Here is a 21,245-nt window from a genome sequence, read left to right as displayed (position 1 = left end):
TTCATCGGAGCGCCGTCGTGGTCCGGTCGCGGCGGGTGAGATCAGGGAACGTCGCGGCGGCTCGCCAGCCGTCGGCCGTGAGCAGGTCGCGGATCGCGCTCCCCTGCTCCTCGCCGTGCTCGATCACGAGAGTGCCGCCGGGCACGAGCAAGCGGAGAGCCCGCTGCGAGAGGCTGCGCACCACGTCGAGCCCGTCGGGTCCGCCGAAGAGCGCGAGCGCAGGATCATGGAGTCGCACCTCGGGGTCGCGCGGCACCATCCCGACAGGGATGTACGGCGGATTCGACACGACGACCGAGACCGTCCCGTCGAGCTCCGGGAGAGCGTCGGCGAGATCGCCGACGGCGAGGGTCACCGACGGGTCGACCGCGTCGATGTTGCGCTGCGTCCACACGGCGGCCTCCGTCGAGAGCTCGACGGCGTAGACCCGGGCGCGCGGCACCTCGGTCGAGAGCGCGAGCGCGATGGCGCCGCTGCCGGTGCAGAGGTCCACCGCGATCGGGGTCTCCTCGGCGCGCGCGGTGAGCGCGTCGATCGCGATCTGAGCCACGCCCTCGGTCTCGGGGCGCGGGACGAACACGCCGGGGCCGACCCGCAGCTCCAGCGCCCGGAACGGCGCGAGCCCGGTGAGGTGCTGCAGCGGCTCGCGCGCGGCGCGGCGTGCGAGCAGGGCGGTGAAGGCGGCGGCCTGGTCAGCCGAGGCCGAGCCTCCGACGAGCGACTGGACGGCCACTTCGCCACGCGACCTGCCGAGCACGTGCGCGAGCAGCAGCTCGGTGTCGACGGCGGGGGTCGGGATGCCGGCCTCGGCGAGGATCCTGCGCCCTGTCTCCACCAGCGACGAGATCGTCACCGGGGCGGCGGACGCAGGATCGGGCAGATCGCCTGCGGTCACTCCCCCTGATCGCCGATCTCTGCCAGACGCGCCTCTTCGTCGGCCTGGATGCAGGAATCGATGACGGGCTCGAGGGCGCCGTCCATGACGGCGTCGAGGTTGTACGCCTTGTAGCCGGTGCGGTGGTCGGCGATGCGGTTCTCGGGGAAGTTGTAGGTGCGGATGCGCTCGGAGCGGTCCATGCCGCGGATCTGGCTCTTGCGCGCGTCGGAGGCCACGGCCGCCTGCTCTTCCGCCTGACGCGCCAGGATGCGGGCACGCAGCACGCGCATGCCGGCCTCGCGGTTCTGCAGCTGCGACTTCTCGTTCTGCATCGCCACGACGATGCCGGTCGGCAGGTGCGTGATGCGCACGGCGGAGTCGGTCGTGTTGACCGACTGGCCGCCGGGGCCGGACGAGCGGTAGACGTCGATCTTGAGGTCGGACTGGTTGATCTCGACCTCTTCGGGCTCGTCGACCTCGGGGAAGACGAGCACGCCCGTCGTCGAGGTGTGGATGCGCCCCTGCGACTCGGTCGCGGGCACGCGCTGCACGCGGTGCACGCCGCCCTCGTACTTCAGGTGCGCCCAGACGCCCTGCGACGGGTCGGAGGCGTTCGACTTGATCGCCACCTGGACGTTCTTGTAGCCGCCGAGGTCGGACTCGTCGCGCTCGAGGAGCTCGGTCTTCCAGCCCTTCGACTCGGCGTAGTGCGTGTACATGCGCAGGAGGTCGGCCGCGAAGAGCGCGCTCTCGGCTCCGCCCTCGCCGCCCTTGATCTCCATGATGACGTCGCGGCCGTCGTCGGGGTCGCGCGGGATCAGCAGGCGACGCAGCTTCTCCTGCGCCGTGTCGAGCGCCTCCTCGAGCGCGGGCACCTCGTCGGCGAACGCTTCATCCTCGCGGGCGAGCTCGCGAGCGGCCTCGAGGTCCTCCCCGGCGCCCTGCCACGCGGTGTGCGCGGCGACGATCCGGCTGAGCTCGGCGTACCGGCGGTTGATCTTCTTAGCCCGGGCCGCATCCGCGTGAACGGCAGGATCAGCGAGCTGATTCTGCAGATCTTCGTGCTCGGCCAGCAGCACGGCTACTGACTCGAACACGATTACTCCTGGTGACCCGAGGCCGCCGGGACCGACTTCTGCACCTGCACGAGGAACTCCGTGTTCGACTGGGTCTCTTTGAGGTTGCGGAGGATGATCTCGAGGGCCTGCTGCTGGTCGAGCCCGGCGAGGGCCCGGCGCAGACGCCAGGTGATCTTGACCTCGTCGGGGCTGAGCAGCATCTCCTCGCGACGCGTGCCGGAGGCGTTGACGTCGACGGCGGGGAAGATGCGCTTGTCGGCGAGGTGGCGCGAGAGGCGGAGCTCCATGTTGCCGGTGCCCTTGAACTCCTCGAAGATCACCTCGTCCATCTTCGAGCCGGTCTCGACGAGGGCGGTGGCCAGGATGGTCAGCGAGCCGCCGTTCTCGATGTTGCGCGCGGCTCCGAAGAAGCGCTTCGGGGGGTAGAGCGCCGACGAGTCGACGCCGCCCGAGAGCACGCGGCCCGAGGCCGGGGTCGAGAGGTTGTAGGCGCGGCCGAGGCGGGTGATCGAGTCGAGCAGCACGACGACGTCGTGGCCCAGCTCGACGAGGCGCTTCGCACGCTCGATGGCGAGCTCGGCGACCGTCGTGTGGTCCTCCGCGGGGCGGTCGAAGGTCGAGGCGATGACCTCGCCCTTGACCGTCCGCTGCATGTCGGTGACCTCTTCGGGGCGCTCGTCGACGAGCACGACCATGAGGTGGACCTCGGGGTTGTTCTGCGCGATGGCGTTGGCGATTGCCTGCAGCACGAGCGTCTTGCCGGCCTTGGGCGGCGAGACGATGAGGCCGCGCTGGCCCTTGCCGATCGGCGACACCAGGTCGATGATGCGGGTCGAGAGCTTCGACGCGTCGGTCTCGAGGCGCAGGCGCTCCTGCGGGTAGAGCGGCGTCAGCTTCGAGAACTCGACGCGCTTGGAGGCGTCGTCGATGGTCTGGCCGTTGATCGAGTCGATGCGGACGATCGCGTTGTACTTCTGGCGACCCTGCTGGTTGTCGCCCTCGCGCGGCTGGCGGATCGCGCCGACGATCGCGTCGCCCTTGCGCAGGTGGTACTTCTTCACCTGGCCGAGCGAGACGTACACGTCGCTGGCACCCGGCAGGTAGCCGGTGGTGCGGACGAACGCGTAGTTGTCGAGGACGTCGAGGATTCCGGCGACCGGGATCAGCACGTCGTCCTCGGTGATCTCGGGCTCGAAGTCGTCGTTCTGGTTCGAGCGGCCGCGCTTGCGGTCGCGCTGGCGGCTGCGGGCCGAGCGGCCCTCGCCCTCGGCCTGCTGAGCGGCGGCCTGGCTCTGGTTTCCGCCGTTCTGCTGCGGCTGCTGGTTGCCGCCCTGCTTGCGCGACTCGTCGTCGCCCTCGGCGGCCTGACCGGCCTGCTGGTTCTGCTGGTTCTGCTGGTTCTGGTTGCCGCCGCGGTTGCGGTTGCGGCTGCGACGGCTTCCGCCGGTGGGCTGGTCGCCCTGGGCCTCGGCCTGGTTGCCGTTGCCCTGCTGGCTGTTGCCCTGTGCTTCCTTGTTCTGCGTGTCCTTGCCCTGGGCGTCCTTGCCCTGCTGGGCGCTGCCGTGCTGCGCGTCGGCGGCGGAGTCGACGGCGGCCGACGCGGCGGCCTCGGCCTCGCGCTGCTCGCGGAGGCGCGCCTGCTCGGCGCGGGTTCGGTCGGCGCGCGACTGGCGCGGGGGCAGATCGAGGTCGATCTGGGCGGGGGTGGCAGGAGCAGCCGACTCGCCGGCCGGGGCCGCAGCCTGCTCGGCCGCGACGGTCTGGTCGGTGGCACGGCGCGATCCGCGACGGCGGCGGTTCGATCCGCCGGTCGACGCGGCGGCGGAGTCGCCGGAGACGACCTCGGAGTCGGTGTCGGCCTCGGCGGCCTCGGCCTCGACGCTCACGGGCGTCTCGGTCGGGAGGTCGAGGAGGGGCTGGACGCCGGACTCGCCCTGGTGGCTGTGGTCGGCGGCCGCCACGGGTGCGGTGCTGGTGGAGGTCGCTCGACGCGGAGCGCGCTTGGCGCGAGCGGGGGCCTCCGCGGCCGGGGCCTCGGCGGCGGTCGCCTCGGGGGCGGCCTGCTCGGCGGCGGCCTCGGGCGCAGCGGCCGCGGGCTGCTCGGCGGCCGCGTCGCCGGCGCTGCTCTGCGCGGCGACGATGGCGGCGACGAGGTCGCCCTTGCGGAGCTTGGAGATGCCGCTGATGCCGAGGGTCGAGGCGAGAGCCTGGAGCTCGGGCAGACGCCTCGACGTCAGGTCGGCGGTCTGATCGGTGGTGATATCGGTCACGTTGAGTGGTTTCCTTTCGCGCCCCCGCACGGATCGGCGGGGGTGAGCCGGTCGCGCCTCGGGCGACGACCACGCGACTGCCGCGTGGGAACACGGCGACTCGATGAAGCTGTACGGGTGCACAGCGATTCGAAGGAGAGTGCGCGCTTGGGTGAGTACAGAAGAAACGTGCAACCCGGGCCTGCAACGGTCGCGGCGTAGCGGTTGCTACGCGTGCGGCTCGGCTTCTACCGGGTGCGGCACCACTGTAGCACCCCTGAGGTCGACGGCCAGCATGAGCGGCCGCCAGGCGCCGACGGCGTGTTCGGCCACGAGATCGGCGGCCAGCAGCCTCTGCGCGGGGTCCGACCCGAGCACCAGGATCGAGGGGCCTGCGCCCGACACGACCGCGGCCAGCCCCGCCTCCCGCAGCACCCGGATCAGGCTGTCGGTCTCGGGCATCGCGCTCGCCCGGTAGCTCTGGTGCAGCCGGTCTTCCGTGGCCGCAAGGAGCAGCTCGGGGCTCTGGATGAGGGCCGCGACGAGCAGCGCCGACCGCGAGACGTTGAAGGTGGCGTCGGCGTGCGGCACGGACGCGGGCTGCAGCGCCCTGGCCACCTTCGTCGAGAGGGTCGACTCGGGCACGAACAGCACGGGCGACACGCCTCGGTGCACGAGGAGGCGCTTGTGCGACGGCCCCTCGGGCGTGGTCCACGCGATCGTCAGGCCGCCGAACAGTGCCGGAGCGACGTTATCGGGGTGACCCTCGAGATCGGTCGCGAGCCCCAGCAGCGTCGACGACGAGACCTCGACGACTCCCTCGAGCAGACCCTTGACCGCCATGATGCCGGACACGATCGCGGCGGCGCTCGACCCGAGGCCGCGGCCGTGCGGGATCGAGTTGTGCGCGACCAGCGCGAGGCTCGGCAGGTCGACGCCCAGCTGTGTGAAGGCGTAGTCGATCGCGCGCACGACGAGGTTCGACTCGTCGGTGGGCACCTCGCCCTCGCCGACGCCGTGGACCTCGACCGAGACCGTGCGGGGCACGCCCTCGGAGACCGGGGTCGCCGTGACGACGAGCTCGTCGTAGTGCGACAGGGCGACACCCAGCGTGTCGAAGCCCGGACCGAGGTTGGCGCTGGTCGCGGGCACCTTCACGAGGACGGATGCCGCCTCGGGCATGTGGGTCATGCAGACGCCCGGGCGAGGCCGAGCACGTCGGCGACGGCGGCCGTGTCGACGGGGACCACGGTCGGCGTGACCTCGCCGCCGTCGTCGGTGCGGAGGGCCCACTGGGGGTCTTTGAGGCCGTGGCCGGTGACCGTCAGCACCACGGTTGCTCCTGCGGGGACCTGGCCGGCCTCGTGCCGCTCGAGGAGTCCGGCGACGCTGATCGCCGACGCCGGCTCGACGAAGACGCCGACCTCGCTCGACAGGATCTTCTGAGCGCGCAGGATCGCCGCATCGTCGATCGCACCGAAGTAGCCGTCGGTCAGCTCACGCGCGTCGAGGGCGAGCTGCCACGACGCGGGGTTGCCGATGCGGATCGCGCTGGCGATGGTCTCGGGGTGCTTGACGACCTCGCCCGAGACGATGGGGGCGCTGCCCGCGGCCTGGAAGCCGAACATGCGGGGCAGCTTCGTCGCGCGCGAGGCCTCGAGGTCTTCGCGGTAGCCGCGCGTGTAGGCGGTGTAGTTGCCGGCGTTGCCGACCGGCAGGAAGTGGAAGTCGGGCGCGTCGCCGAGAACGTCGACGATCTCGAACGCGGCCGTCTTCTGACCCTCGATGCGGTCGTTGTTGACCGAATTGACGAGGTGCACGGGGTAGTTCGCGGCGAGGTCGCGGGCGATGTCGAGACAGTCGTCGAAGTTGCCCTGGATCTGCAGCAGCTGGCCGTTGTGGGCGACTGCCTGGCTGAGCTTGCCCATGGCGATCTTGCCCTCGGGCACGAGGACGGCGGCGGTGATGCCGGCGTGCGCGGCATAGGCGGCGGCGGAGGCCGACGTGTTGCCGGTCGAGGCGCAGATGACGGCCTTCGCGCCGTGCTCGACGGCCTTCGAGATCGCCATCGTCATGCCGCGGTCTTTGAACGAGCCGGTGGGGTTGATGCCCTCGTACTTGACGTAGACGTTCGCACCCGTGCGCTCGGAGAGGGCGCGCGCCGGGATGAGCGGCGTGCCGCCCTCGCCCAGAGTCACGATCGGAGTCGCCTCCGTCACGTCGAGGCGGTCGGCGTACTCGCGCAGGACACCCTGCCACTGGTGGGCCATCAGGCTCCCCTTGCTTCGTTATGACTGTCGTGTTCGGTGGTGCGGCGGGGCACGTCAGGCCCCTTCGACCCGGAGCACGCTCGTGACGGAGTTCACGACGGCTGCGGTGGTCAGCGCCTCGACCGTGGCCGCGAGAGCGGACTCTCGGGCCGGGTGGGTGCCGATCACCAGCGTAGCGGTGGCCTCGCCGGCGCCCTGCCCTGTGACGCCGGACGACGCCGTGACGCCCGACGACACGACGCCCGATGTCTGCTCGACCGTCTCGACGCTCACGCCGTGCTGCGCGAGGAGCCCCGCCACGGTCGCGAGGACGCCGGGCTGGTCGGCGACGTCGAGGGTGATCTGGTAGCTGGTCGTCACGCTGCCCATCGGCAGCACGCGGAGGTTGGCGTGGGTGGACTCGGCGAGGCCCGGCCCGCCGATGACGTGCCGGCGGGCGGCGGAGACGAGGTCGCCGAGCACCGCCGACGCGGTCTCCACTCCCCCGGCGCCGGCGCCGTAGAACATGAGGTCGCCGGCCGCCTCGGCCTCGACGAAGACGGCGTTCTTGGCGCCGTGCACGGCGGCCAGCGGGTGGCCGAGCGGCACCAGGGCGGGGTGGACCCGCGCGCTCACGCCGTCGGTGCCGTCGGTGTCGACGAGCCGCTCGCAGATCGCGAGGAGCTTCACGACGTAGCCGGCCTTCCGCGCCGCGACGACCTGCTCGCGGGTGACCTGCGTGATGCCCTCGCGGTGCACGGCCACGAGCGGCACGGTGGTGTGGAAGGCGAGGCTCGCCAGGATCGTCGCCTTCTGCGCCGCGTCGTAGCCCTCGATGTCGGCGGTCGGGTCGGCCTCCGCGTAGCCGAGCTCGGTGGCGGTCGCCAGGGCGTCCTCGAGGGACTCGCCGAGGGTGTCCATTCGGTCGAGGATGAAGTTCGTCGTGCCGTTCACGATGCCCATGACGCGCTTGACGCGGTCGCCGGCGAGGCTCTCGCGCAGCGGGCGGATGATCGGGATCGCGCCGGCGACGGCGGCCTCGTAGTACAGCTGCGCGCCGACCTGCTCGGCGGCCGCGAAGAGCTCGGGGCCGTGGTTGGCGAGGAGGGCCTTGTTGCCGGTGATGACGTCGGCTCCTGAGCCCAGAGCCTCGAGCACCAGGGTGCGGGCGGGCTCGAGGCCGCCGATCAGCTCGACGACGATGTCGGCGCCCAGGATCAGCGAGTGCGCGTCGGTGGTGAACAGCTCTCGCGGCAGGTCGGCGTCGCGCTTCGCGTCGAGGTCGCGGACGGCGATGCCCACGAGCTCGAGGCCGGCGGTCGCGCGCCCCGCGAGCTCGTCGCCGTGCTCGAGCAGGAGGCGTGCGACCTGGCTGCCGACGGACCCGGCGCCGAGGAGGGCGACGCGGACGTTGCGGTATTCGATCATGCTGTGGTGCTTTCTGTGTCGAGGCCGGCGTCACGCGCCAGCAGATCGCTCTCGGTCTCGCCCCGGACGATGACGCGGGCCGCTCCGTCGCGGACGGCGACCACCGGCGGTCGGCCGACGTGGTTGTAGTTGCTGGCGAGGCTCCAGCAGTAGGCGCCCGTGACGGGCACGGCGACGAGGTCGTCGGGCTCGACGTCGCCGGGGAGGTAGTCGTCGAGGACGACGAGGTCGCCCGACTCGCAGTGCTTCCCGGCGATGCGGACGAGCGCAGGAGCCGACGTGCTCACCCGGTTCGCGATCCGCACCGAGTAGTCGGCCCGGTACAGCGCCGTGCGCGCGTTGTCGCTCATGCCGCCGTCGACGCTCACGTACCGGCGGACCGCGCTGGAACCCGAGTCGTCGGTCGCGACCTGGACGTCCTTCACCGTGCCGACCGTGTACAGCGTGGCGCCGGCGGGCCCGGCGATCACCCGGCCCGGCTCGACCGCGATCACCGGCACGTCGATGCCGAGCGCCGCGCACTCGGCCGCCACCACGTCGGCGATGCCGCGCGCCAGATCGGCGATCGGGGCTGCGTCGTCGACTCGCGTGTAGTTGACGCCGAAGCCGCCGCCGAGGTTCAGCTCGGGCACCGCGCCGCCCTCGAGGAGGGAGGCGTGGACCGCGAGGAGGCGGCGGGCGGCCTCGGCGAACCCGTCGGTGCCGAAGATCTGCGAGCCGATGTGCGAGTGCAGGCCGAGGAACGTCAGGCCCTCGTGGCCTCGGATCTCGCGCACGGCGGCGGGTGTGTCGGCGAGCGTGATGCCGAACTTCTGGTCTTCCCGGGCGGTGGCGAGGTACTCGTGCGTGGACGCGTGCACTCCGCTGTTCACGCGGAGGCGCACCGGCTGGACGCGACCGTGTCGCCGTGCGGCCTCGGCGATCCTGCCGATCTCGACCAGGCTGTCGATGACGATGGCGCCGACGCCGGCGGCGACCGCGCGGTCGATCTCGGCGCGGGACTTGTTGTTGCCGTGGAATCCGATGCGGGCCGGGTCGACGCCGGCCGCGAGGGCTACGGCGAGTTCTCCGCCGGTGCAGACGTCGACGTTCAGGCCGAGCTCGCTCACCCAGCGGCAGACCTCCGCCGAGAGGAAGGCCTTGCCGGCGTAGTAGACCTTGGCCCGTGAGCCGATTCGCGCGAGCTCCTGCTCGAAGGCCTCGATGGCAGCCTTGGCGCGCCCTCGGAAGTCGGCCTCGTCCACGACGTAGAGCGGCGTGCCGAACTCGGTGGCGAGAGCCTCGGCCGAGACGCCGCCGAACGTGAGCGCGCCCGCCGCGTCGCGCGACGCGGTCGACGACCAGACCGACGGCACGAGGTCGTTGGCGTCGTCGGGCAGGTCGAGCCAGTCGGGTGCGAGCGGGTTCGCTCCGGGCATCAGCAGGTCCCCTTCTCAGACAGGGCGGCGGAGTCGAGCGGCAGGCCGGTCGAGTGCAGGTGGAACGTCGCCACGCCCGGCGTGACGCCGATGCCGGTGAGGGTCGCGCTCGTCGGCAGCGACGACGCCACGCAGATCGTGGGCGGCTGGGTCTTGAGGTACTGCAGGAGGCTCGACACGTCGATCGACGAGTTCGACGACGAGATCGCCGCGTTCGTCGGGGTGAGCACGACCGACTTGCCGTTCGACGTCACGCTGGGCTTCGCCGTCAGCTTGTACTGCAGCTGCAGGCCGAGGATGTTGATCGACGAGTCGTACGAGAAGGTGCCGCTGCCGAGCGCGATGTTGCCCGACGCGTTCTGGAGCAGCTTCGAGTCGTTGAGCGCCTTCTGGTCGATGACGACCGTCGCGTCGATCGGCCCGGTCGTGCCGCCCTGCTTCAGCGGCACGTCGGTCACGGTCGCGTCGAAGGTCAGCGGGATCTTCTGCACGACGAGGTCGTGCGACGCCAGCGAGACGTCGTCGAGATGACCCGACAGGGCCTGCAGGATCACGGAGAACCCGTGGATCTTCACGCCCACCGTGCCCGTCGTCCCCGCGGGCAGCGAGGAGTCGATCTGCTTCTCGGCCTCGGCCTCGGCGACGTGGCGCGCGACGAGTTCGGCCGCCACGCAGAGCGCGGCGAGCACCACCAGGACGATCACGAGGATCGTCACGCGGCGGCGTCGACGGCGCCGACGACCGGGCGAGTCAGCGGCGGGTACGGCTTCGAGTCGGGCCTCGTCGCTCATCGTCACATCCGCTCGGGAGCCGAGACGCCCAGGAGGCCGAGACCGTTGCGGATCACCTGCCCCGCCGCGTCGTTCAGCCAGAGCCTCGTGCGGTGCAGGTCGGTCACCTCTTCGTCGCCCAGCGGCGTGACGCGGCAGGCGTCGTACCAGCGGTGGTAGGTGCCAGCGACCTCTTCGACATAGCGGGCGACGCGGTGCGGCTCGCGCAGCTCGGCGGCCTGCGTGACGACGCGCGGGAGCTCGCTGAGCGCGCCGAGCAGAGCAGCCTCGGTCGGGTGGGTGAGAAGCGACGCGTCGAAGGCCGAGCGGTCGACGCCGGATGCGGCCGCGTTGCGGTCGACGGCGCAGGTGCGCGCGTGGGCGTACTGCACGTAGAAGACGGGGTTGTCGTTGCTCTTCTTCGTGAGGAGGTCGAGGTCGATGTCGACCATCGAGTCCATCGACGAGCGCACCAGCGAGTACCGGGCGGCGTCGACGCCGACGACGTCGACGAGGTCCTCCATTGAGACGACGGTACCGGCACGCTTCGACATGCGGACGGGCTCGCCGTCCTTCAGCAGGTTGACGAGCTGGCCGATGAGGATCTCGAGGTTGACGCCCGGGGTGTCGCCGAACGCCGCGCACATCGCCATCATGCGGCCGATGTAGCCGTGGTGGTCGGCGCCGAGCATGATGATGTTGCGCTCGAAGCCGCGCTCGCGCTTGTCGAGGTAGTACGCGATGTCGCCCGCGATGTAGGCGGCCTCGCCGTCGGACTTGATCACGACGCGGTCGCGGTCGTCGCCGAACTCGGTGGTGCGCAGCCAGGTCGCGCCGTCGGCCTCGTAGATGTGGCCGAGCTCGCGCAGCCGCGCCACGGCGCGCTCGACCGCCTTCGACTCGTGCAGCGAGTTCTCGTGGAAGTAGACGTCGAAGTCGACGCCGAAGTCGTGCAGCGAGGCCTTGATGTCGGCGAACATGAACTCGACGCCGACGGCTCGGAAGAGCTCCTGCGCCTCGTCGCGGGGCAGGTCGCGGACGTCGCCGTCGAAGGTGTCGATGACGCGCGCGGCGATCTCGGAGATGTAGTCGCCGCCGTAGCCGTCCTCCGGCGTGGGCTCGCCGAGGGCGGAGGCGACCAGGCTCCGGGCGAAGCGGTCGATCTGCGCGCCGTGGTCGTTGAAGTAGTACTCGCGGGTCACCTGACCGCCGACCGCCTCGAACACGCGGGCGAGGCTGTCGCCGACGGCGGCCCAGCGGACGCCGCCGATGTGGATCGGGCCGGTCGGGTTGGCCGAGACGAACTCGAGGTTGATCGTCACGCCGTCGTAGTAGTCGCCCGAGCCGTAGAGGGCGCCCTGGTCGACGATGGTCTTCGCGAGGAGACCGGCGGCGGCGGCCTCGAGCGTGATGTTGATGAATCCCGGGCCCGCGACGTCGACCGAGGCGATGCCGTCGACCTCGGCGAGGTCGCCGGCGATCTCGTCGGCGAGAGCGCGCGGGTTCGTGCCGAGTCGCTTCGCGAACTTCATCGCCACGTTCGACGCCCAGTCGCCGTGGTCGCGATTCTTCGGGCGCTCGAGGGCGGCGTCGGCGGGGGTGACCGCGACCTCGGCGAGCTCGGCGTCGGCCTCGCGTCGGCGCTCGACGACACCCTGGACGATGGCGAGCAGCGAGACGGAAAGTTCGGCGGGAGTCACGGTCGACAATCCTACCGGGCCGCGACCGGCCCTTTTCGGCACAGGGCGGGCGTACGGGAAGATGGTGTGCATGCATCCGGCCACACGACACTCCCCCGTCCGTGACCGCGCCCGCCGCCTTCGAGGTGCGGCGGTGGCGCTGGGCGCGCTGACCGTCCCGCTGCTCCTGGCCGGGTGCACAGGATCAGGCGCTCCGACCGGCGCAGCCTCGCACACCCCGCAGGCGTCCGCCGCCTCCACGCCGACGCCGACGCCGACCGGGGCAGCCGGCTCGGCGCCCCTTGACGCCACCGCCCTGAGCATCCCCTGCGACACGCTCGCACCCGCGTCCGTCCTCACCATCTACTCGGGCATGACCGCCGACGCGAAGCCGAAGCCGCCGGCCGAGAGCGACGCGGCCGTGATCGCCGCCGACGACGGCACGGTCTGCACCTGGACCTCGTCGTCGGGCGACACGATGACCCTCGCCGTCGGGCAGTACTCGGACGCCAGCCTCACGCGCCTCAAGAACGCGCTCGTGACCTCCAGCCAGCAGGTGCCCACCTACGCCGGCGAGGGCTACTTCTCGCTCGACGGAAAGACGGGCACCGCCGAGGCGTTCACCGGGTCGTACTGGGTCGTCGCGATCTCCGACACGGCCGCGTTCGGCGAGCCCGGCGGGGCGGAGCCGATCGTCGACTCGGCGCTGGGCGTGCTCAAGGCTCGCGGCTAGCGGCTCTCAGCCGCTGCGGCTGGCGACTCTCAGCCGCTGCGTCTCACGGCCAGAGGCGCGTGCTCGTCCAGCCGGTGCCCTCGCCGACGCGGTCGTAGCGGAGGCGGACCTGGTCGCGCCCGGTCGTCGCCTGCCAGAACTCCACCACGGTGGGCACGACCCGGTAGGCGGTCCAGTCGTCGGGCGCGAAGTCGTCGTCCTGGGCGACGAGCTCTCGGGCGGCGGCCAGGCGGGCCTGCGGCTCCTGCGACCCAGGGTCGTAGGCGCTCGACTGCGGCAGGGCGATCGCGACAGCGCGCGAGTCGGGGTGCCGCGCGGTGAAGTCGGCCGCACCGACTTCGGCCGGGCCCGGCTGCGCCTGGCCCTCGACCCGGATCTGGCGGCCCTGCTCGCGCCAGTAGAGCGTCAGTGCGACGTGCGGGTTCTCGGCCATCTGGCGCCCCTTGGGACTCTCGTCGCTCGACGCGAACCACAGGGCGTCGTCGACGTCCTTCAGCAGTAGCGTGCGGGCCGTCACGTGGCCGGTGCTGTCGCAGGTCGACAGGGTCATCGCGTGCGGCTGGTTGACGCCGGCCTCGATCGCCGCGGACAGCCAGTCGACCAGGAGCCCCAACGGCTCGTCGGGGGCCGCGTCGGCGTCGAAGGCGGGCATGTCGGGCGGGAAGGTCTTCGCCTGGCGCAGGATCCGGCGGATGTCTCGCGTCTCGATGCTCATGCGCCCACTCAACCCCGTCGTGGCTCACCGGGCACTCGAGGACTGCTACGGTTGAAGCATCTGGGCCCCCATAGCTCAGGGGATAGAGCACTGCCCTCCGGAGGCAGGGGCGTAGGTTCGAATCCTACTGGGGGCACATTCCACGCCACGGTCCGGGCAGCGAGAAGCGGCCCGGAACCGTGAGGCTCCGAGCCGCTCGAAGTGTTCGCAGGGCAGGCGACCAGTCGGTCGCCCCGCAGCCGCGATGGATCAGCAGGCGCCGATCAGGAGTACGTCAGTGCGATGACCGCGACGTCGAGCGAGCCGTAGGCACCCTCAGCGCGAGTGGCGCTCCGCACCCGACCGCGCAGGACCTCGTAGCGCCCGGCGCTCTCCTTCACGAAGCCGATGACACCCGCAGTGGGCGTCGAGACTCGGCTGTATCCGTCGCCCAGCGGAACGACCTCCGCCTGCGATGTGCGCTCCAGAACAGCTCCCATGGTGTCCTCCCTCAACGACGCTGTTTGCCGCCGGGACCACCAGCGACCGTCTAGACAGAACTGTACCCTCGGCCAGGGGGACAAAACACCCCTCCGATCCCCAGAATCGCCTGGCAAGACGGGGTTTTTCGGGTTACATCGATTCAGCCGAGGCTGACATCGTGGGACATCGCAGAACCGGTTGACCGCCTCGTCACCGTAACGCCCACGGAGGCGGCCGTCACGAGCACGAGCGCGACGATCTCGCGTGCGTCGAGGGCCTGGTGCACGACGACGAGACCGGCCAGGGCAGCGACCGCGGGGCCGAGACTCGAGAGCACTCCGAAGACCCTCGTCTCGATGCGGCGGAGGGCGACCATCTCCAGGGCGTAGGGCAGGGCCGACGTGAGAAGGGCGACCGCGAGGAACACGGCGACCAGCGTCGGCTCCTGCACCACCGCGTGCCAGGCGCGACCGGCGCCGAACGGCGACACGACGATCGCAGCGACCACGACGGCCACCACGAGCCCGTCGATGCCGTCGATGAGACGGCCCGCGTGCGAGGAGGCGAAGATGTAGCCCGCCCAGAACGCGGCCGCGCCGAAGGCGAGCAGGACTCCCCCGAGCGCGATCGATCCGGTCGACCCCACGCCGAGCAGCACCACCCCGACGAACGCGAGCAGGGCCCAGCCGGCGTCTCGCCAGCGGCGGGTCTGCGCCAGCGCGACCGCGAGGGGCCCGGTGAACTCGAGCGTCACCGCGACGCCGAGGGGGATCCGCGCGAGCGCCAGGTAGATCAGCGAGTTCATGCCGGCCAGGGCCAACCCGAGCAGGATCGCGGCCACCCACTGCCGCAGACGCCAGCGCCCGACCCGGGGCCGCACGGCCACCACGAGGATCACCGCACCGAAGACGAGTCGCAGCGTGGCGGCCCCCGTCGGACCGACCTCGTCGAAGTGCAGACGGGCGAAAGCGCTGCCGAACTGGACGGAGAAGATCGCCGCCACCGCCAGCAGCGGAGCGGGGACGCGAGGCACGCTCCCCATTAAGACATACAGCGCACGAGACTCCTGGCTAAACTCCCGGCCATCGGCGTCGTTTCGCGGATAGCGTGGGCGCCAGGCAACCGTTTTTCCGCGCCACCGCGGCGTGTCGCGACGATCCAGGAGAGAACAGTGTTCCGGGAACCCACACCGATCGGCACCGGCGCGAGGTCTGGGCGCCGGCCCGCCCCTCTCCGCCTCCGTCTGGCGACGTACGGCCTCCTCGTCGCCGCGGCCGCCGTCGCCCTCGTCGGCCCCGCGCCTGCGGCGCAGGCGACGTCGCCTGTCGACCTGAACGGCGCCTACGTCCTCGACCAGGCGGGCGTGCTGTCGGGCAGCGACAAGGCCACGATCACGACGTCGCTCAACAAGCTGAACTCCGACACGGGCATCAACCTGCTCGTCGTCTACGTGCCGACGTTCTCCAACCCGTCCGATCGCACCTCGTGGGGTGCCGCGACCGCGAAGCTGAACAACCTCGGCGCCAACGACATCCTCCTGTCGATCGCCGTGCAGGATCGCCAGTACGACGTCGAGAAGAACACCGCGTCGAAGCTCTCCAACTCCGACCTCGCCTCGATCGAGACGAACGACCTCGTGCCGCAGCTGCGCGACTCGCACTGGGCGGCCGCCGCCACCGCGATGGCCTCGGGCATCGACAAGGCCGCAGGGCCGCCGAACCTCACCTGGATCCCGATCGTCCTCGGCATCGTCGTCGTCATCATCGTCGTGATCGTGATCATCGTGTCGGTCCGCCGGCGGCGCTCCAGGGCGCAGGAGCTCGAGAAGAGCCGCGCGTCCCAGGCCGACCTCACCCGCAGAGCCGCGGCCCTCCTCGTCGGCATCGACGACCAGATCACGCAGGCCACCCAGGAGGTCGACTTCGCGTCGGCTCAGTTCGGCTCCGCCGCCGCCGAACCCTTCGCGCGGGCCGTCGACTCCGCGAAGCAGAAGGTCCGCCAGGCCTTCGAGCTGCGCCAGAAGCTCGACGACGACATTCCCGACACGCCCGAGGAGACCCGGTCGTGGACGGAGCAGATCATCGAGCTCTGCGAGGGCGCGCACGCCGACATCGAGGCGCAGTCCGAGGCCTACGACAAGCTCCGCGCCTCGGAGGCCACCGTCGTGGACGACACCGCGCGCCTGCACACGTCGGCGGCCGAGCTGAAGCAGCGCGCCGACTCGGCCGAGAAGACACTCGCGTCGCTGACCTCCACCTACTCGGCCAAGGCGGTGGCGAGCGTCGCCCAGAACCCCGACCAGGCCGACCGCCTGCTCGAGTTCGTCGAGCAGACCGCGACCGAGGCCGAGGGCCAGATCGCCGCGGACAATAAGGGCGAGGCCGTCGGCAGCGTGCAGCGCGGTCAGCAGGCGCTCGTCCAGGTGGTCCAGCTGCTCGATGCCATCGACAAGGCCGGCACGTCGCTCGGCACAGCCCAGGCCTCGATCGAAGCGGCCTCGCAGGACCTCCGCCAGGACCTCGTGGCCGCTCAGAAGGTGCCGGCCGCCGACGCCACGCAGGGCACGGGTCTCGCGCCCGCGGTGTCGGAGGTCCAGGCCGCGCTCGGCTTCGCCGACGCCAACCGTGACGACCCGCTGGCGGTGCTCGACCGGCTGACGGCCGCCAACACGTCGATCGACACGGCGATGGCGGCGGTCCGCGACGTCGAGGTGTCTCGGCAGCGCGCCCAGGCCACGCTCGACCAGGCCCTCCTCAACGCGCGCAGTCAGATCTCGGCCGCGCGGGACTTCATCGAGACGAGGCGCGGCGCCATCTCCGCGGGGCCGCGCACCCGGCTCTCCGAGGCCGAGCGGCACCTGCAGACCGCCGTCGGCCTGGCCACGAACGACCCGAACACTGCGGTCGCCGAGGCGCAGCAGGCGGCGGCCATGGCCTCTGCGGCGGCCAACGACGCCAACGACGAGGTCGGCATGTACCAACAGCAGGGCTTCGGCATGGGCGGTCTCGGCGGCGGCATGGGTCGCGGCCAGGGCGGCGCCAACCTCGGCGGCATCCTCACCGGCGTCATCATCGGCGGTCTCCTCAACGGCGGCGGCGGAGGCGGCGGCTGGGGTGGCGGCGGCGGCTTCGGCGGGGGCGGCTTCGGCGGGGGCGGCTTCGGCGGAGGCGGCGGCTTCGGGGGCGGAGGCGGCGGAGGCGGCGGAGGCGGAGGCGGCGGCGGCGGCTTCGACTCCAGCGGAGGCCGCTTCTGACCGGAGACCGGCACGACGCGCAGTTCGGACGACAGGTGAACACTCACGCCCCACGCGGGGCATCACGAAAGGAAAGCACCGATGGCTAAGCAGTCGATCTTCGGGCGCATCGCGCAGCTCACGAAGGCGAACATCAACAACCTCATCGATCAGGCCGAAGACCCCAAGCTGATGCTCGACCAGCTGGTCCGCGACTACACGAACTCCATCGCCGACGCAAAGGACGCCGTCGCGGAGACGATCGGCAACCTCCGCCTCCTCGAGCAGGACCACAAGGAAGACGTCGACGCCGCGGCCGACTGGGGCAACAAGGCCCTCGCCGCCTCGAAGAAGGCCGACGAGCTGCGCACCGCCGGAAACACGACCGAGGCCGACAAGTTCGACAACCTGGCCAAGGTCGCGATCGGCCGCCAGATGTCGAGCGAGAAGGAGGCCAAGGACGCCGAGCCGACCATCGCCCAGCAGACCCAGGTCGTCGACAAGCTGAAGACCGGCCTGTCGCAGATGGAGCAGAAGCTCCAAGACCTCAACAACAAGCGCAACGAGCTCGTCGCCCGCTCCAAGATGGCGTCGGCCCAGTCGAAGGTCAACGACGCCATCGGCAGCATCAACGTGCTCGACCCGACCAGCGACCTCGGCCGCTTCGAGGACAAGATCCGTCGCGAGGAGGCCAAGGTCATGGGCCAGCAGGAGCTCCAGGCCTCCAGTCTCGACGCGCAGTTCGAGAGCCTCGAGAATCTCGACGCCCAGACCGAGGTCGAGGCCCGTCTCGCGCAGCTCAAGCTCGGCGGGGGCGCCGCGCCGGTCGAGGAGTGGGAGTCGAAGCCTCTCGGATCCTGACCCGTATGCCATGCTGACGGGATGAGGTTCGTCGCCGTACCGCAGTGGCAGGGGTCTCCTTCGCCGCGTGCGATGAGACTGTCCGAGGGCGCCAACGCGATCTTCGGAGACCTGCCCGCGAAGGCGAGCGCGATGGTCGAGGTGCCGGTCGGCGCCGGCGACGGTCTCGGCACGGCGATCCACCGGCTGTCGTCGGTGGCCGCCGTGTCGAACGACCTCTCGCGAGTGCTCGACGAGTCGACCGAGGTCGCGCTCGTGGTCGGCGGCGACTGCGGTGTGGAGTTCACGGCGGTCCGGCACGCTCTGCGCGACGACACGGCGGTCGTCTGGTTCGACGCGCATCCCGACCTCAACTCGCCCGCGACCAGCGAGAGCGGCGCGTTCAGCGGCATGGTGCTCGGGGCTCTGCTGGGGCGCGCCGACGGCGAGTTCGCGGCTGCGTCCCTGCCCGCGGCAGCGGCGGGCACTCCGCGGCTCGAGCCGAGCCGGGTCGTCCTCGCCGGGGCCCGCACCTACGACGACGCCGAAGACGCCTACATCGAGGAGGCCGGCATCACGACGGTGTCGGCGTTCGAGCTGGACCCGGCCGAGGTCGTCGAGGCCGTGGCCGCGACGGGGGCATCCTCGGTGTACATCCACGTCGATCTCGACGTGCTCGACCCGTCGGAGTTCGACGGCCTCCTCGACCCGCAGCCCTTCGGTCTCGCGCCGGCCACCCTGGTGCAGACGATCCAGGAGCTGCGGGCCCGCTTCGAGCTCGTCGGCGCCGGCCTCTGCTCGTTCGCGCCGGCCACCCCCGAGGCCGCGGCCGACGACATGGGGACGATCCTCCGCATCGTCGGGGCCTTGGCCCGCTGACTACGATCGCCTCATGACCCCCAGCAAGGCTAAGAAGCTCGCCGACCTCGATCCCGACCGGCCGCGCGTCACCGTCGAACGCGACGGCCACGTGCTCATCATCGGGCTCGACCGCGAGGAGAAGCGGAACGCGGCAGACCTGCGGATGCTGCACGAGCTGTCCCTCGCGTACGGGCTGCTCGAGAGAGATCCCGACCTGTGGTGCGGGCTCCTGCACGCCAAGGGCGAGCACTTCACCGCCGGCCTCGACCTGGCCGACGTGGCCAAGGCCGTGACCCCGGACGGCCTCGACATCGTGCCCGAGGGCGGCATCAACCCGTGGCAGGTCGACGGCACGCAGCTGTCGAAGCCGGTCGTCATGGCGGTGCAGGGCACGTGCCTCACGCTCGGCGTCGAGCTCGCCCTGGTGAGCGACATCGTCATCTCGGCGAAGACCAGCCGCTTCGGCCAGATGGAGGTGCGTCGAGGCATCCTGCCGTTCGGCGGCGCGACCACGCGGTTCCCGGCGCGCGTCGGCTGGGGCAACGCGATGCGCTGGATGCTGACCGGCGAGACCTTCGACGCCAAAGAGGCGCTGCGCATCGGCCTCGTGCAGGAGGTCGTCTTCAACGACCAGGTCTACAACCGCGCGTACGACCTCGCGCACCGCATCGCCGAGCAGGCTCCCCTCGCCGTCCAGGCGACGCTCGCCAACGCGCGCATCGCCGTACGTGCTGGCGAGGCCGCAGCCGAGAATCTTCTGCAGTCCGAGCTCGTGCGTCTCATGCAGACCGAGGACTCCCGCCTGGGCATGCAGTCGTTCCAGCAGCGGGGCGAGGCGACCTTCACCGGCCACTAGGGCACGGCCGCAGGATGCGCGAAGGCCCGCCGCACCGAAGTGCGACGGGCCTCAGAACGCGGCTGATCAGGACTTGAAGGCGTCTTTGACGTCCTCGCCGATCTTCTTCGCTGACGCGGCCGCCTGATCCTTGTGTCCCTCGGCTTCGAGCTTCGGGTTGTCGGTGGCCTTGCCGGCGGCTTCCTTCGCCTTGCCGGACACGTCTTGGGCGGCGTTCTGGATCTTGTCGCTGAGTCCCATGGTGACCTCCTGTGGTCGGTGGTGTCGACGCGATCGCGTCGACGCCTGCACCGTACGCCCCGGGGTACACCGGCTTCCCAGGCGATGTTCCGGCGTCGTAAGGACTTCGGCGAGCCGAGCCACGTGCGGCACGATACGTTCGACCCATGACGACCTATGACCTCATCGTGATCGGAGCCGGCGCGGTCGGCGAGAACGTGGCGGACTACGCCACCCGAGGGGGTCTCAAGGTCGCGCTCGTCGAGTCCGACCTCGTCGGCGGCGAGTGCTCGTACTGGGCCTGCATGCCGTCGAAGGCGCTGCTCATGAGCTCGACCGTGCTCGACGGCGCGAAGGCCGTCGACGGCGCCCGCCAGGCGGTGACCGGCGAACTCGACGTGCAGGCGGTGCTGAACCGCCGCAACTCGTTCACGAGCAACTGGGACGACCAGGGGCAGGCCGACTGGGTCGCCGGCGCCGGCATCGACCTGATCCGCGGGCACGCCACGATCACGGGCGTCCGCGAGGTCACCGTCGGCGACACGGTGTACACGGCGACGCACGCGGTCGCGGCGGTCGTGGGCTCCGACGCGCTCCTGCCCGACATCCCGGGCCTGATCGACTCCAAGCCGTGGTCGAACAAGGAAGCCACGAGCGCCCAGTCGATCCCGTCGAGCCTCATGGTGATCGGCGGCGGCGTGGTCGCGGCCGAGCTGGCGACGGCCTATCAGCAGCTCGGCGCGAAGGTGACGCTCGCGGCGCGCTCCGGGCTCCTGGGCGGCAACGAGCCGTTCGCCGGCGAGATGGTCGCCGACTCCCTGCGCGACCTCGGAGTGGACCTGCGGCTGAACACCAGCCCGACCCGCGTCGACCGCGACGAGCACGGCCTCGTCACCACGACGCTGTCCGACGGCACGACCGTGGTCACCGACGAGCTCCTCGTCGCGACCGGCCGCGTGCCGCGGACGCAGTCGCTCGGCCTCGAGACCGTCGGCCTCACCCCCGGCGACTGGCTCCACACCGACGACACCCTCCTGGTCGAGGGCACCGACTGGCTCTACGCCGTCGGCGACGTCAACCACCGCGCCCTCCTCACCCACCAGGGCAAGTACCAGGCAAGAGCCGCCGGCGTGGTCATCGCCGCCCGCGCGCTCGGCAAGCCGGTCCACGCCGAGCCGTGGGGCGCCCACGTCGCGACCGCCGACCACGCGGCCGTCCCCCAGGTCACCTTCACCAGCCCCGAGGTCGCGAGCGTCGGGCTGACCGCGGCGCAGGCCGAGCAGCAGGGCATGGACGTGAAGGTCGTCGACTACGACATGGCCCAGGTGGCCGGCTCCAGCCTGAAGTCCGACACTTACAAGGGGCAGGCGCGCATCGTCGTCGACGAGTCGCGCAAGGTGCTCGTCGGCGCGACGTTCGTCGGCCCCGAGGTCTCCGACCTCCTTCACGCCGCGACGGTCGCCGTCGTGGCGGAGGTGCCGATCGATCGCCTCTGGCACGCGGTCCCGTCGTACCCCACGGTCACCGAGGTGTGGCTGCGTCTTCTGGACGCATACGGCCGACCGGAGTAAGCACGAG

General features: G+C 71.2%; 19 protein-coding genes and 1 tRNA gene. 7 read left to right on the top strand and 13 right to left on the bottom strand.

Annotation, left to right across the window (positions count from 1 at the left end; all coding sequences use genetic code 11):
* Position 1 precedes the first annotated feature (1 nt).
* The 9 genes from prmC to argS all read right to left on the bottom strand — a co-directional run bounded on the left by prmC (position 2) and on the right by argS (position 11,770).
* Positions 2 to 895 (bottom strand): peptide chain release factor N(5)-glutamine methyltransferase, encoded by an 894-nt coding sequence (gene prmC / locus C8E83_RS04450; protein ID WP_425454750.1) that lies wholly within the window; start codon positions 893 to 895, stop codon positions 2 to 4.
* A complete protein-coding gene (prfA, locus tag C8E83_RS04445; protein WP_121368622.1) occupies positions 892 to 1,974 on the bottom strand; it encodes a peptide chain release factor 1 in 1,083 nt (360 codons plus the stop codon). Before prfA ends, prmC begins: the two co-directional genes overlap by 4 nt.
* A gap of 2 nt (positions 1,975 to 1,976) precedes the next feature.
* On the bottom strand, positions 1,977 to 4,226 hold the full coding sequence (rho, locus tag C8E83_RS04440; RefSeq protein ID WP_121368621.1) for a transcription termination factor Rho: 2,250 nt from the start codon (positions 4,224 to 4,226) through the stop codon (positions 1,977 to 1,979).
* A 207-nt stretch (positions 4,227 to 4,433) separates the two neighbouring features.
* Positions 4,434 to 5,396 carry a homoserine kinase gene (gene thrB, locus C8E83_RS04435; protein WP_121368620.1) on the bottom strand — a complete coding sequence of 321 codons (963 nt, stop codon included), beginning with the start codon at positions 5,394 to 5,396 and terminating at the stop codon, positions 4,434 to 4,436.
* The gene (gene thrC, locus C8E83_RS04430) at positions 5,393 to 6,475 is read right to left on the bottom strand and encodes a threonine synthase (protein ID WP_121368619.1); all 1,083 of its coding nucleotides are present in this window, start codon (positions 6,473 to 6,475) and stop codon (positions 5,393 to 5,395) included. The genes thrB and thrC overlap by 4 nt, the downstream gene beginning before the upstream one ends.
* A gap of 54 nt (positions 6,476 to 6,529) precedes the next feature.
* Positions 6,530 to 7,882 carry a homoserine dehydrogenase gene (locus C8E83_RS04425; protein ID WP_121368618.1) on the bottom strand — a complete coding sequence of 451 codons (1,353 nt, stop codon included), beginning with the start codon at positions 7,880 to 7,882 and terminating at the stop codon, positions 6,530 to 6,532.
* Entirely contained in the window at positions 7,879 to 9,300 is a 1,422-nt protein-coding gene (gene lysA / locus C8E83_RS04420) for a diaminopimelate decarboxylase (RefSeq protein WP_121368617.1), read from the bottom strand. The genes C8E83_RS04425 and lysA overlap by 4 nt, the downstream gene beginning before the upstream one ends.
* Complete coding sequence (locus C8E83_RS04415; RefSeq protein ID WP_121368616.1) at positions 9,300 to 10,091, bottom strand: LmeA family phospholipid-binding protein; 792 nt, start codon at positions 10,089 to 10,091, stop codon at positions 9,300 to 9,302. Before C8E83_RS04415 ends, lysA begins: the two co-directional genes overlap by 1 nt.
* A gap of 2 nt (positions 10,092 to 10,093) precedes the next feature.
* A complete protein-coding gene (gene argS / locus C8E83_RS04410) occupies positions 10,094 to 11,770 on the bottom strand; it encodes an arginine--tRNA ligase (protein WP_121371730.1) in 1,677 nt (558 codons plus the stop codon).
* Between the two features lie 70 nt (positions 11,771 to 11,840).
* On the opposite strand from argS, the gene C8E83_RS04405 reads away from it, so the two are divergent.
* Entirely contained in the window at positions 11,841 to 12,482 is a 642-nt protein-coding gene (locus tag C8E83_RS04405; protein WP_147430081.1) for a hypothetical protein, read from the top strand.
* A gap of 43 nt (positions 12,483 to 12,525) precedes the next feature.
* On the opposite strand, the gene C8E83_RS04400 is transcribed toward C8E83_RS04405, so the two are convergent.
* Positions 12,526 to 13,197, bottom strand: coding sequence for a pyridoxine/pyridoxamine 5'-phosphate oxidase (locus C8E83_RS04400; protein ID WP_121368614.1), 672 nt, complete (start codon positions 13,195 to 13,197; stop codon positions 12,526 to 12,528).
* Positions 13,198 to 13,261: 64 nt separating this feature from the next.
* Between C8E83_RS04400 and C8E83_RS04395 the strand changes: the two genes are divergently transcribed.
* Positions 13,262 to 13,333, top strand: a tRNA-Arg gene (locus C8E83_RS04395).
* A 127-nt stretch (positions 13,334 to 13,460) separates the two neighbouring features.
* On the opposite strand, the gene C8E83_RS04390 is transcribed toward C8E83_RS04395, so the two are convergent.
* Together C8E83_RS04390 and C8E83_RS04385 are read right to left on the bottom strand one after the other, a co-directional pair.
* Entirely contained in the window at positions 13,461 to 13,676 is a 216-nt protein-coding gene (locus C8E83_RS04390; protein ID WP_121368613.1) for a hypothetical protein, read from the bottom strand.
* Positions 13,677 to 13,819: 143 nt separating this feature from the next.
* Positions 13,820 to 14,701 (bottom strand): EamA family transporter, encoded by an 882-nt coding sequence (locus C8E83_RS04385; RefSeq protein WP_121368612.1) that lies wholly within the window; start codon positions 14,699 to 14,701, stop codon positions 13,820 to 13,822.
* A 129-nt stretch (positions 14,702 to 14,830) separates the two neighbouring features.
* On the opposite strand from C8E83_RS04385, the gene C8E83_RS19730 reads away from it, so the two are divergent.
* From C8E83_RS19730 to C8E83_RS04365, 4 genes are all read left to right on the top strand, one after another.
* Positions 14,831 to 16,912, top strand: a complete 2,082-nt coding sequence (locus C8E83_RS19730; RefSeq protein ID WP_121368611.1) for a TPM domain-containing protein — start codon at positions 14,831 to 14,833, stop codon at positions 16,910 to 16,912.
* An 81-nt stretch (positions 16,913 to 16,993) separates the two neighbouring features.
* The gene (locus C8E83_RS04375) at positions 16,994 to 17,752 is read left to right on the top strand and encodes a PspA/IM30 family protein (RefSeq protein WP_121368610.1); all 759 of its coding nucleotides are present in this window, start codon (positions 16,994 to 16,996) and stop codon (positions 17,750 to 17,752) included.
* Between the two features lie 72 nt (positions 17,753 to 17,824).
* Positions 17,825 to 18,610 (top strand): arginase family protein, encoded by a 786-nt coding sequence (locus tag C8E83_RS04370; RefSeq protein WP_245981408.1) that lies wholly within the window; start codon positions 17,825 to 17,827, stop codon positions 18,608 to 18,610.
* Positions 18,611 to 18,623: 13 nt separating this feature from the next.
* The gene (locus C8E83_RS04365) at positions 18,624 to 19,448 is read left to right on the top strand and encodes a crotonase/enoyl-CoA hydratase family protein (protein WP_121368608.1); all 825 of its coding nucleotides are present in this window, start codon (positions 18,624 to 18,626) and stop codon (positions 19,446 to 19,448) included.
* Positions 19,449 to 19,514: 66 nt separating this feature from the next.
* Here C8E83_RS04365 and C8E83_RS04360 read toward each other — a convergent pair whose 3' ends face one another.
* A complete protein-coding gene (locus C8E83_RS04360) occupies positions 19,515 to 19,688 on the bottom strand; it encodes a CsbD family protein (RefSeq protein ID WP_121368607.1) in 174 nt (57 codons plus the stop codon).
* Between the two features lie 146 nt (positions 19,689 to 19,834).
* Between C8E83_RS04360 and C8E83_RS04355 the strand changes: the two genes are divergently transcribed.
* On the top strand, positions 19,835 to 21,238 hold the full coding sequence (locus C8E83_RS04355) for a dihydrolipoyl dehydrogenase family protein (RefSeq protein ID WP_121368606.1): 1,404 nt from the start codon (positions 19,835 to 19,837) through the stop codon (positions 21,236 to 21,238).
* Positions 21,239 to 21,245: the final 7 nt, after the last annotated feature.

The sequence above is a fragment of the Frondihabitans australicus genome (assembly GCF_003634555.1).
GTDB lineage: Bacteria > Actinomycetota > Actinomycetes > Actinomycetales > Microbacteriaceae > Frondihabitans > Frondihabitans australicus.
The sequence above is the reverse complement of the archived record's forward strand: the minus strand, read 5'-3'. Positions and strand labels throughout refer to the sequence as shown.